This window comes from Pigmentiphaga sp. NML030171 (assembly GCF_002188635.1).
GTDB lineage: Bacteria > Pseudomonadota > Gammaproteobacteria > Burkholderiales > Burkholderiaceae_B > Pigmentiphaga > Pigmentiphaga daeguensis.
The window spans coordinates 57,209-69,157 of record NZ_NINX01000055.1 but is presented as its reverse complement, the minus strand read 5'-3'; the positions used below and the strand labels follow the sequence as shown (position 1 = coordinate 69,157).

The window sequence follows — 11,949 nt, the reverse complement described above, 5'->3', positions numbered from 1 at the left end:
CATGAAAACCATCTTGCGCGGCGCCGCCGCCCTAGTCCTGGCCCTGGGCGCCGGCCATGCCGGTGCCCAGGCCCCCGCCTATCCCTCCAAGCCCGTGCGGATCGTCCTGCCGTACTCGGTCGGCAGCGGTCCCGACGCCGTCACCCGACTGGTCGGCGAAAAACTGTCCAAGACCTGGGGCCAGCCCATCATCGTCGAGAACAAGCCTGGCGCCAACGGCTGGCTCGCCATCGGCGACGTCAAGCGCGCCGCGCCCGACGGCCTGTCCCTGGTCGTGGTCGACAACACCCACATGACCCTGCACCCGCACCTGTACAAGAAACTGCCCTTCGACCCCGTTGCCGACTTCGAGCCCGCCTCGCCCGTCTACACCACCAACTTCTTCATCGTCGTCTCGGCCAAGTCCCCCTGGAACAACGTCGCCGACCTCATCGCCGACGCCAAGGCCAAGGGAGGCAACCAGACCTACGGCACCTGGGGCCTGGGCAGCGTCGCGCACATCGGCGCCTCCATGTTCCAGACCCAGACCGGCACCCACATGACCCACGTGCCCTTCAAGGAACTGCCGCAGCTCTACACCGCCGTCGCCACCGGCGAAGTCGACTGGGCCTTCGGCACCGCCGCCACCGTGGCCCAGCTCTACCAGGCCAAGAAGGTCAAGCTGCTGGCCCTGGCCGCGCCCAGGCGCCTGGCCCTGTATTCCGGCGTGCCCACCGTCTCGGAGGCCGGCGGTCCGGCCAACTTCGAACTCAAGACCTGGGTCGCCCTGTTCGCGCCCAAGGGCACCCCCAAGGCCGCCATCGACGCCATCAACAGCGGCGTCGCCAAGGCCGTGGCCGAGCCCGACGTGCGCAAACAGTTCGACACCTTCGGCTTCGAAGCCTGGCCCGCCTCGGCCGCCGACCTGGCCCAGGCCGTCAAGGCCGATACCCAGCGCTTCGAATCCGTCGTCAAGCTCGCTAATATCACCCTCGACTAAACCGCGCAGGAAACGCCATGACATCCCGCCTCTACCGCATCGGCCAGATCGTCCCCAGCTCCAACACCACCATGGAGACGGAAATCCCGGCCATGCTCCGCGCCCGCGAGGCCATCCGGCCCGAACGCTTCACCTTCCATTCCAGCCGCATGCGCATGCACAAGGTCACCAAGGAAGAACTCGAAGCCATGAACCGCGAAGGCCTGCGCTGCGCCGCCGAACTGGCCGACGCCCGCGTGGATGTCATGAGCACCGCCTGCCTGGTCGCCATCATGGCCATGGGCCTGGGCTACCACCGCCAGACCGAACGCGAGCTGACCGAGGTCGCGCGCGCCAACCACTGCGACGCGCCCGTCATGACCTCGGCCGGCGCGCTGGTCGAGGGATTGCACCGCCTGGGGGCCAAGCGCATCTCGCTCATGGCCCCCTACATGCGCCCGCTGACCGACCTCGTCGTGAAGTACATCGAGAACGAAGGTATCGAGGTGGTCGACGCCAAGTGCTTCGAGATCCCCGACAACCTGGAGGTCGGCCGGCGCGACCCCATGCAGCTGGTCGAGGACGTGAAGACGCTGAATACCCGCGGCGTCGACGCCGTGGTGCTGTCGGCGTGCGTGCAGATGCCGTCGCTGCCGGCGATACAGGTGGTGCAGGACCGGCTGGAGGTGCCGGTGGTCTCGACGGCGGTGTGTACGGTCAGGGGGATGCTGGAGAGGCTGGGGCTGGAGGCCGTGGTGCCGGGGGCGGGGGCGTTGCTGGCGGGGTAGGCCGGGTCAGGACGCGTAGCCGTCCGGATTCTGCGATTGCCAGCGCCAGCCGTCGGCACACATGTCTTCCAGGGTGCGGGTGGCTTGCCAGCCCAGGAGAGCCTGGGCGGCGGAGGGGTCGGCCCAGCATTCGGCGATGTCGCCGGGGCGGCGGGGTTGGAACTCGTAGGGGATCTTTCTGCCGCTGACCGTGCTGAAAGTGCGCACCAACTCCAGGACGCTGGTGCCCCGCCCTGTGCCCAGGTTGATTGCGGTAAAGCCCCCCATCGTTTCCTGGGCGTGTTCAAGCGCCTTGACGTGGCCGATGGCCAGGTCCACGACATGGATATAGTCGCGCACCCCGGTTCCATCCACCGTGGGGTAGTCGTTGCCGAAGATGTTCAGATGGGAACGTTTGCCAACCGCGACCTGGGTGATGAACGGAAAAAGGTTGTTGGGTATGCCCTGCGGCGCCTCTCCCAGCATCCCGCTGGGATGGGCTCCGATGGGGTTGAAATACCGCAGACAAATGGCCCGTCGTTCGGGGAACGCCGCGCACCAGTCACGCAGGACTTGCTCCACCATGGCTTTCGTCTGGCCATACGGATTCACCGGCGCGATCGGATGCCTTTCGGTGTACGGCTGTTCGCGCGGAATACCGTAAACGGTTGCGGATGAACTGAAGACGATGGTGCGGACCCGTGCCCGGTCCATCGCCTGCAGCAAGGTCAGCGTCCCGGCGACGTTGGTCTGGTAGTAGTCCAGGGGTGCAGCGACGGATTCGCCCACCGCTTTCAGGCCGGCGAAGTGCACCACCCCCTGGACGGGGGCTCCGCGTGCCGCGGCCTGGCGAAATACTGCATCCAGCGTGGCGGCATTCCTGATGTCTCCTTCGATGACATCGAGGGCATGGCCGGTCAACGCTTCGACACGCCTGAGCGCATGCACCGAACCGTTCGAAAAATCATCGAGGACGATCGGACGATAGCCGGCTTGGATGAGCTCGATCAGGGTATGGGGCCCGATGTAGCCGGCGCCGCCGGTGACGAGCAGGGTCGGGCTGGAAGCTCGTTGCAAGGCGTGACCTCGAAGGCTGGATGACATGGCGCCAACCATACCGGACCGGCGCGTGGGCATTGTAACGAAAAGCGCGGGTATTCCCGTGGATGAGCGAGATGGTCGGGTTAAACTGCGGCTTCGCCGTCGGCCGGCCCCGTGTCGGGCTTTTTTTCTTCGTCTTCTAGGACTACTGCCAGATGGGACTTGTTCCAATCATCCTCTCCGGAGGCAAGGGTACGCGCCTGTGGCCGGTGTCTCGGGAACTGCATCCCAAGCCTTTCATTCGTTTGGCGGATGGCGAAAGTTTTCTCCAGAAGGCGTATCGGCGGGCCATCGGGCTCGACGGCGTCTCCCGGGTCATTACGGTCACGAACCGGTTGCTGTCGTTTAAGACGATGGATGAATATCGGGCGCTTGGCCTGTCCGAAATCGAATGCGGCATGATTCTGGAGCCTGTGGGACGCAACACGGCGCCGGCCTTCGCCGCCGCCGCGGCGACTGTGTCTCGGCGATTCGGGCCGCAGGAGGTATTGCTGTTTCTGACCGCCGACCACCTGATCGAGGATATTCCCGCGTTCACGCAGGCCGTGGAGCAGGCGGTTCGACTGGCAGAGTCCGGCAGGATCGTGACGTTCGGAATCCGCCCGGACGCGCCGGAGACAGGCTATGGCTACATCGAGGCATCGGGATCCGACGTGCTGCGGTTCGTTGAAAAGCCTACCCAGGAACGGGCGCAGGAGTTTCTTGCCAGTGGTCGATATCTTTGGAATTCGGGCATGTTCTGCGTGCGCGCCGACGTGGCCGAGGCCGAGCTGAAGTTGCACGCAGCCGATGTCTGGCAGTTCGCCGAGCAAAGCGCCGCATCGGCGCGCGTGCTGGAAGGGCGCCACGAATGGCAGGTCATGCTCGACGAGGCGGCCTTTGCCCTCGCGCCTGATATTTCCGTCGATCACGCTCTCATGGAAAAAACCGAAAGGGCGTCGGTCGTGCCTTGCGACATAGGCTGGAGCGACATCGGGTCCTGGGCGGCGTTCGGCGAGCTGTTTCCCAAGGACGGCGACGGCAACCGGATCGATGGCGACGTCATCGCGGTCGATACCGTGAATTGCTATGTCCATAGCGATGCCAGGGTCGTCGGTACCGTAGGTTTGAAGGATCTGGTCATCGTCGATACGCCCGATGCCTTGCTGGTCGCACATCGGGACAACTTGCAGGACATCAAGCAGGTCGTGGCGCGGCTCAAGCAACGTGGGGACGATGCCTACCAGATTCATCGAACGGTCCACCGTCCTTGGGGCACCTATACGGTCTTGGAAGAGGCGCAGCGGTACAAGATCAAACGCATCGTCGTTCATCCCGGGCAGACCCTTTCCCTGCAGATGCACCATCACCGCAGCGAGCATTGGGTCGTCGTAAGCGGCATGGCGAGCGTGACGAATGGAGATCAGACTTTCCTCGTGCGTAGCAACGAGTCCACGTATATCCCTTCTGGCCACAAGCACCGGCTGGAGAACCCGGGGATCATCGATCTTGTCATGATCGAAGTGCAAAGCGGGGAGTACCTGGGCGAGGACGATATCGTCAGGTTCGAGGATGCCTATGGCAGGGGCTGAATGGGTGAGGTGGAAGCGCATGGCCATGTTCATCTTGCCGGAGGCCTCGCCTGAAACATGTCTGATGTGAACGAGCCTTTCATTTCCGGCCTTGTCTCGGTCGTCATGCCTGCGTACAACTCGGCTGCGACCCTTGCTGCGGCCATCGAGTCGGTGCTTGCCCAGGAGTACGGCGAACTCGAGCTCTATGTCGTGGACGACCATTCCGTCGACGCGACTCGTCGCCTTGCCGAGGCATTTGGGAAGAAGGATGCCAGGGTCCGTGTGCTGAGCACGGACTCGGGAAAAGGCGTCGCTCCTGCTCGCAATACCGCGTTGCGCCGTTGCAGGGGGGAGTTCGTAGCCTTTATCGACGCGGACGACAGGTGGGACCCTGAAAAACTTCGGGTGCAACTGGCAGCCCTGTCCGATTCCGGCCTTGCCCTGGCCGCGACGAGTTACCGTGTCGTGGACCAGCATGGCGCAGACTGCGGCCTGGTCCGGATCGACGGAACCGCCGGCTATGGCGACCTGCTGAAAGGCAATGTGCTGGGCTGTTCCACGGTCGTGGTCGATCGCACACGGACAGGCACTTTTCTGATGCCCGAGGAAGTCAATGAAGACTACCTGACCTGGCTGGCTTTGACGAAAAAATACGGGCCGGCGTTGTGCGTTCGCCAGGTGCTTGCCACCTACACCAAATCCAGCGCATCGCTATCGGGTTCCAAGCTGCGTGCGGCACAATGGCAGTGGCGCGTCTATCGCGAGGTGCTGAAGTTTTCGGCCGTTCGCTCCGCGTATCTGTTCGCTCACTACGCCTGCAGAGGCGTGGGAAAGCATTTCTTTTCCGGCCGATCGGCTGAGCGGCCGTCGTCGAATTCAGCATGATAGTTTTCATCCGCTCACATGTTCCCCAGCTCGATGGAAGGATGCGGAAATACCGGCAGGCCTTGGCGGAAGCCGGCATGCGGACTGTCGCCCTGGGCTGGCTGCGGGGCGAGAGCATCCCGAATGTGGACGAAGCCAACGACGCCTTTTACCGGCGCCCGGCTCCGCTGGGAGGCGGCTGGCGGAACGTGTTGAATCTCGTGCTGTGGAATGGTTTCGTATTGCGGTGGCTGTGGCACAACCGGCGCGATATCGATCTCGTCCACGGTGTGGATTTCGACTCCTGTCTTCCCGCCTACGTGTTCAGTCGCTTGCGCCGGGTGCCTTTCGTGTTCGACCTCTACGACAAATATACGGAGACCCGCGGCATGGCGGGCCCGGTCGCGGCTGTGATCGACACGCTGGAATCCTGGGTGGCGAGCAAGGCCGATCTCGTCCTGCTGGCCGATGCATCACGCTACGAACAGCATGGCTTGCGCCCGTCTTCCCGCATCCGCGTGCTTGAAAACGTGCCAGTGTCCGGGCACGACTTGTCCTACCGGGCGGTTCAGCCGCAGGTGCCGATACGTATCGGCTATTTCGGTGTCCTGGAGGAACGCAACAGGGGACTGGAAGATCTGATCGCCGCCTGCACACGCTCGGCGGACAAGGTGGAGTTGCATCTGGCCGGTTATGGTCCGGTGGCGCCGTTGGCGCGAGAGGCGGCCCGACAGCATGAGAACGTGACGTTCCATGGCGCGATGGACGTGGCGGCGGGCCTCTCCTTGATGTCGTCGATGGACGTCGTGGCGGGTTTCTATTACCTGACCGTGCCCAATCACCGCTTTGCCGCTCCCAACAAGTATTACGAGCATCTGCTGCTGGGGCGACCGTTGCTGACGACGAAGGGGACGCCACCCGGGGACAAGGTCGGTCAATATGAAACGGGCTGGGCATTGGACGAAGGTGAAGCCCCTATTCTGCAGTGGCTGGCTGATGTCGGCCCGGCAGAGATCGAAAGGCGTGGCCGAAATGCCCGGATGAAATGGGATACGGAGTACGAGAACTATTACGAGGAGAACTATGCCGGGTTTTATGCCGAGTACGTGCGCGGCCGGATTGCGGCGCGCAGGAATGATCGGGTGAAATGATGAAAGTCCTACTCGTATTTGGCACTCGCCCCGAAGCCATCAAGATGGCGCCGGTATACAAGGCGCTGATGGCCGCCAAGGGTGTGCAGGCGGAAGTGTGCGTTACGGGACAGCACCGGGAAATGCTGGATCAGGTTCTTGACTGGTTCCAGATGAAGCCCGCCTACGACCTGAGCGTCATGAAGAAGAACCAGTCCCTGTCGGACATCACTTCCCGCATTCTGACTCGGATGGATGAGGTCTTGTCGGCATCCAGGCCGAACCTCGTGCTCGTCCATGGAGACACCAGCACGACCTTCGCTGGCGCGTTGGCGGCCTTCTATCACAAGATTCCCGTGGGCCACGTCGAAGCCGGCTTGCGCACGCACAATCTGCTGTCGCCGTGGCCGGAAGAGGCCAACCGCCAACTGACTTCGGTGTTGACCCGCTTCCATTTCGCTCCGACGACGACGGCGCAGCGGAACCTGCAGGGCGAAGGGGTCGCCGCAAGCAACATTCACGTCGTGGGTAATACTGTCGTGGACGCCTTGCTCGAAACGGCTGCGCGTTTGAAGAGCGAAACGCTGGAACTGGAGATGCGTGCGCGTTTCTCCTTCATTCGCCAGGATGCCCGCATGATCCTGGTGACCGGACATCGGCGCGAGAATTTCGGAGCCGGTTTCGAACAGATCTGCGCGGCGTTGAAACAACTGGCGCAGCGGAAAGATCTCGACATCGTCTATCCCGTCCATTTGAACCCGCAGGTGCGAGAGCCGGTTCAGCGGGTGCTGGGGAAAATCAGGAACGTGCACCTGATCGAGCCGTGCGACTACATGTCCTTTGTGTGGCTGATGCAGCGCTCGTACCTCATCCTGACCGATTCGGGAGGCGTCCAGGAAGAGGCGCCGTCGTTGGGCAAGCCAGTCCTGGTCATGCGGGATACGACCGAGCGGCCCGAAGCCGTGGAGGCGGGAACGGTCAAGCTCGTGGGGACCGATTCGGACAGGATTCTGGACGAGGCCTGGGCCCTGCTGGATTCCACGGAAAAATATCGCGCCATGGCGGAAAGGCACAATCCCTACGGAGATGGCCGCGCCGCCGAACGGATCGTGAGCTGCCTGCTACAGCAGTTGCCGTCCTGAAGACGGAGCTGCTGTGTCACGTGTCTGGCGTGTCACCTGCCTGTTTCCAATTGCTTGAATAGCGCATCCCACAGCGCGCCTACTTTCTCCATCCTGTAAGCCTGCGCTGTCTTCAGCGCTACGAGGCTCATGGCTTGTCTGACGGCGGGGGCGTCGATCAGCGTTTTTATTCCCTTGGCCAGCGCACCAACATCTTCCGGGGCGCACAGCAGGCCGTCGACCTGATCCGTGATGATGTCCCGCGGACCGAAGTCGCAATCGAACGAGACGATGGGCAGTCCGCAGGTTTGAGCCTCCAGCATGACCAGGGGAAAACCTTCGAATCGAGAACTCACCGCCAGCAGTGACGCGGTCTCGTAGAACGAAGCCAGATCGTTCGAAAAGGGAAGAAACTCGACCGAACTTCCCAGGTCCAGTTCCTGGGCCTGCCGCTCCAGCTGTGTGCGCAGTTCACCTTCGCCGATTATCGACAGGCGCCAACCGGCAACATCACTCCTTATGAGATGCCATGCCGCCAACAACAGGTCGAACCCCTTTTGATGGCTGCAACGTCCCACGGCTAGAACAATTGGCTGTCTTGTCCGTCCAGCGGACGGCACGAGGTTTACCGGATTCGGTATTTGCACGACAAGCCGGTTGTATCCGTGCGCTTCATAGTAGCGTCGTTGCGTGGAGGTCAGTGCGATCAGGGCGTCGGCCCTGGGGTACAGCAACCGGCATAACCAGCGAGTGTGCCGTCCAAACCCGCGCGGGTTGTTGTGGTCGCATATCACCAGTTTGAACCTTCGGCCGAGCATGAGCAGGAGCAGGGCCGACCAGGGGCCATTTGCGACCACGACATCGGCCGAGGCCAGCGCCGCACTCTGTTTCAGGCGGCGTAGAGCCTTCCAGTACTCGAGCAGACGTTGCCAGCGGCTGCTCCTTTCTTTCCCGCCCAGGCTGTGAACCGCCACCCTCGCATCGAGATCGTACGGAGGAATGACGGGTTCCTGCCTGATCAGTAGCGTCACTTCGTGGCCTTGTTCCGCCCAGTGGCTGCTCATCAAGCTCATGACGCGCTCGACTCCGCCTTTTATCCTGAACTCATCGTAGACTGAGACGATTCTCAAAGCGCACGCACTCCCATACGCGATTTACGAAGCTTGAAAAATACGGTGCCCATGCCGATTGATGCGGCGGTCGTATATCCAGCGATCAGCCCGGCAATGCCAGTCAGCCATTCGCCCCGATCGCCCAGCCACAGCACCAGGAAGCACACCAGGAATCCGCCCAGCCACTTTGCGGCAATCAACCTGAAGTACCTCAGGCGTACCAACAAGGCCGTGACCCCGGTATCGAAGAAACCGACGACCGTGATCCACGAGGCTGCGCGCAAGATTTCCTGCACTTGCACGAATCTTTCCCCAAAAATCGCGGTGGTAAGTAAACCGGAGAAGAGATAAAAACCAATGACGGCTGCGAGCCCCAGGCACGTCAATATTATCAAGAGCCGTCCGGCGTTTCTGGCCACTATTGACAGGTTCTCATGTCGATACAAGAGTCTTGGGGCCAGGGCTGTCATGACGACAGGCCCGAAGAACATGACACTATCCATCAGACTCATGGCCGCGGCGTATTCGCCAAAAATCGCTGGCGGCAGTGAAATGCCTAGAACCAGCCGGTCCATGCGCTGCATGCCTATCATCAAGGCAAGCCCCAACCATACGGGGACGCTCGCCCGAAGCAATCTCGCCGTGTGTCGCCGCGTTGGACGCCAGTCCCAGGGCCGCCCGTCATCCGCGATGAGGTAGACGTAGGCAGCGGCGATGACGATGGTTTCAGCCAGGTAGATTGCCAGCATCGAGAGGACACCGCCGCCCAGCGCGGCGACCCCGGCGATAGCCACCAGCTTCAGGACACTTGTCTGGAAGCGGATGCGCGCGATCACTCTGGTATTGGACGCGGATTCTCTGATGATCCGCAGGATATTGAAGGGTTCCGCGATGAGCAGACTCAGCGCCATGATGGCCACCCCTTGTCCGACCGTGCCGCTGAACCAAAACAACCCGCTCGTTGCCATGAGAAGCATGGCAACGCCGCCAAGGGCCAACCGGATCAATAGTGCAGAACCCAGGATGCCTTGCCGGGATTTTACGTAGGACAGTTTCACCAGATCCGGAGCGATGACTTCCGCTCCGCAGCCCAGCGTAACTGCGGAAAAAATGAACAGCACGGCAAGTACGTACTGAAATTCGCCGTAATGCTGGGGACCCAGTGCCCGGGCAATGATTCCTATGGATATGAAGGAAAAGGCCAGTTGCACGGCCTTCTCCATGGATAGCCATGCCAGACTATGTATGCTGGGATTTCGCAGCAGATTTGCGCAGCGGTCGAAACGCATGGAGGGCGGGCCTATATCGATAGTCGCGGCATTCAAGCAGATTCAGAGCTTTCTTCGGATAGATGCCTTCGTGATGCTCGCGCGAGCCCGCATACCCGTGCTCCTTGCCCTGGAGCCCCTGGGTGCCACGGTTTTCAGAAGATGCGTGCGCGGATCATGCCTGGCGAACTGCTCTGCAGTCCGTGTCATGTCGTTTCGACCGACGCCATGCAAGCCAACGGTTCCATGCAGAGCCGGCGGCGATTGCATCGGGACTGATGGCGAAGAACAGCCACAGGAAGGGAAGATGGAAGTACGCGCCCTTCAGCAGGAATACCCCTATCAGTAATAATGTTGATGGCCGGTAGCTCGTGAACAAGTAGGCAGAAAAAACAAGCAGGATGACGATGCCGACAACCAGGCCGTAGGTGGTAAGAGTGGTGATGGGAAAGGTCAGGTCGTTCAGCGCCTGGTAGTACATCGGGTCGCCGCTGATATAGCCTTCCAGTCCATAGCCGGTTGCCCACAGCGTTGGGGTTTTCAAAAATTCTTCGATTACCTGGAATTTTACCTGCGTGCTCGGATCATTGTTGTTTCCAACCTCGGCCGAACGGGTCACGGCATGTCCCAGCGGACTGTAGGCGTCGCTCGGGATTATTTGTGAAAGAAAATATTGTCCGCCGAAGTAAACGACTATCGCGATCAGGCCGACACGAATGTTGATGAATAAGAGAATCAGGAAAAAAACGACCAGAGCGAGCAGCGACGAGGTAAGCACAAGGGATATCATGCCCGCCCACCAGAGCGTGGTCATTTTTCTCTGGCGGACATAAAGTGCAATGCAGAGCCCGGCCATGACCATGGCGTAAAGGGCTGGTTCGTCAAAAACCCCGGTCGGCCGGTACAAATCTCCCTGGAGCGATCGGTGTCCCTCTCCTCCCAAGGCATTGCCTATGTCCAGATCATAGCCCCAGCCGTACCATGCGATGAGCTGCGCGACCATGACCGTCAGGTGGAGCGCAAGGCACAGCTTGATGGCTTTTGTGGTTGCGTCGGAGTACTGGTTGTAGGCATGAACGAGCGTGGGAGTCAGCACGCAGCCGAAGCCGATCATCAGCGTATTTTTCAGAGATCGGCTGGAAACGGGAGGAACGAGAATATATCGGGCGACGAAATAGGCGGCGATGATGGCCGCCAATAATATCAGGCGCCGGTCGATCTCGAACCGCTGTCCAGAGGACACATGCAGTGCGACGAGCCCGCATGCGGACAGGGCCCAGCCGTAGGCGGCGATCGATGAAAAACCCAATGCGGTATCGAAATACAAGGTGGGCAACAAGATGGAGAGGAAAATCAGTCCATCGTGCAACGGTTTCGAATTTTTCAAAGAAAAAATCACTAAAAATATGATGTAAAAATCATGATGGCTGGCTGCGCCGGAAAACATGGATTTTCCGGCGCTTGACCGCATTTCGTCAAGGTTGAGCGCGGAGTTTTTTGTCGACCGAGGTGTTTCTTAGGTTTTTACTCTTTGGCGCCATGTCTGCCTGTAACTGATGGCGACGACATGCGAACTGTCGTGCGCCCGTCCTTGGTGATCGGAATACTCCATCAGGTCAAAATTGGATTTACTGCGAAGGCCACGGCGATGCCAATGCCGATACCAGCGGCAATTTCCAACGAGTATGCCCCATGCGGTCAGAGGCGGTGGATGACCGAAACACCCTACGGCCAGTTTGTTGATTGCCGTCGCGTGCTTGCCCACTTGCCGGCGCAGGCTGCTGGCGTCGAGCGTGACGATAAAGGCCAGCGTGATAGCTACGCCGAAAGCGGGATGTTCGACTCCCCTCTTGAGGGCGATCAGCGCGGCCGTGCTGCTGACGAGGGCGCTATGGTTGCTGGGCAGGCCACCGTACCACAACACCAGCGGCGCGAACAGCGTCCGGCCGCACACCGTCGCAAGTATTTTGCGCGATGACGGTACGCTGACCTACACCTACGATGCCAACGGCAGCATGCTGACGGGGGCGGGTCACACGGTAACCTACACCGGCTTCAATATGCCGGCCACGATC

At 60.9% G+C, this 11,949-nt stretch carries 11 protein-coding genes; 6 read left to right on the top strand and 5 right to left on the bottom strand.

The window, feature by feature from the left end; all coding sequences use genetic code 11:
- Position 1: 1 nt before the first annotated feature.
- The gene (locus CDO46_RS26980) at positions 2–979 is read left to right on the top strand and encodes a tripartite tricarboxylate transporter substrate binding protein (protein WP_087841655.1); all 978 of its coding nucleotides are present in this window, start codon (positions 2–4) and stop codon (positions 977–979) included.
- Between the two features lie 17 nt (positions 980–996).
- A complete protein-coding gene (locus tag CDO46_RS26975; RefSeq protein WP_087841654.1) occupies positions 997–1,746 on the top strand; it encodes an aspartate/glutamate racemase family protein in 750 nt (249 codons plus the stop codon).
- A gap of 6 nt (positions 1,747–1,752) precedes the next feature.
- Here CDO46_RS26975 and galE read toward each other — a convergent pair whose 3' ends face one another.
- Positions 1,753–2,829 carry a UDP-glucose 4-epimerase GalE gene (gene galE, locus CDO46_RS26970; RefSeq protein WP_087841758.1) on the bottom strand — a complete coding sequence of 359 codons (1,077 nt, stop codon included), beginning with the start codon at positions 2,827–2,829 and terminating at the stop codon, positions 1,753–1,755.
- 152 nt (positions 2,830–2,981) lie between these two features.
- On the opposite strand from galE, the gene CDO46_RS26965 reads away from it, so the two are divergent.
- The 4 genes from CDO46_RS26965 to wecB are packed head-to-tail and all read left to right on the top strand — an operon-like array spanning position 2,982 to position 7,515.
- On the top strand, positions 2,982–4,397 hold the full coding sequence (locus CDO46_RS26965) for a mannose-1-phosphate guanylyltransferase/mannose-6-phosphate isomerase (RefSeq protein WP_087841653.1): 1,416 nt from the start codon (positions 2,982–2,984) through the stop codon (positions 4,395–4,397).
- A gap of 57 nt (positions 4,398–4,454) precedes the next feature.
- Positions 4,455–5,264 (top strand): glycosyltransferase family 2 protein, encoded by an 810-nt coding sequence (locus tag CDO46_RS26960; protein WP_087841652.1) that lies wholly within the window; start codon positions 4,455–4,457, stop codon positions 5,262–5,264.
- Positions 5,261–6,394 carry a glycosyltransferase gene (locus tag CDO46_RS26955; RefSeq protein WP_087841651.1) on the top strand — a complete coding sequence of 378 codons (1,134 nt, stop codon included), beginning with the start codon at positions 5,261–5,263 and terminating at the stop codon, positions 6,392–6,394. Before CDO46_RS26960 ends, CDO46_RS26955 begins: the two co-directional genes overlap by 4 nt.
- Positions 6,391–7,515 carry a non-hydrolyzing UDP-N-acetylglucosamine 2-epimerase gene (gene wecB, locus CDO46_RS26950; RefSeq protein WP_217896336.1) on the top strand — a complete coding sequence of 375 codons (1,125 nt, stop codon included), beginning with the start codon at positions 6,391–6,393 and terminating at the stop codon, positions 7,513–7,515. Before CDO46_RS26955 ends, wecB begins: the two co-directional genes overlap by 4 nt.
- Before the next feature lie 32 nt (positions 7,516–7,547).
- Here the strand turns inward: wecB and CDO46_RS26945 are convergent, their stop codons facing one another.
- From CDO46_RS26945 to CDO46_RS26930, 4 genes are all read right to left on the bottom strand, one after another.
- Positions 7,548–8,624, bottom strand: coding sequence for a glycosyltransferase family 4 protein (locus tag CDO46_RS26945; RefSeq protein WP_254914709.1), 1,077 nt, complete (start codon positions 8,622–8,624; stop codon positions 7,548–7,550).
- Positions 8,621–9,895, bottom strand: coding sequence for an oligosaccharide flippase family protein (locus CDO46_RS26940; RefSeq protein ID WP_087841649.1), 1,275 nt, complete (start codon positions 9,893–9,895; stop codon positions 8,621–8,623). Before CDO46_RS26940 ends, CDO46_RS26945 begins: the two co-directional genes overlap by 4 nt.
- A 154-nt stretch (positions 9,896–10,049) precedes the next feature.
- A complete protein-coding gene (locus CDO46_RS26935; protein ID WP_087841648.1) occupies positions 10,050–11,321 on the bottom strand; it encodes a hypothetical protein in 1,272 nt (423 codons plus the stop codon).
- A 69-nt stretch (positions 11,322–11,390) separates the two neighbouring features.
- Positions 11,391–11,798: a divergent PAP2 family protein gene (locus CDO46_RS26930; RefSeq protein ID WP_243724670.1), complete on the bottom strand. Its 408-nt coding sequence runs from the start codon at positions 11,796–11,798 to the stop codon at positions 11,391–11,393.
- Positions 11,799–11,949 lie beyond the last annotated feature (151 nt).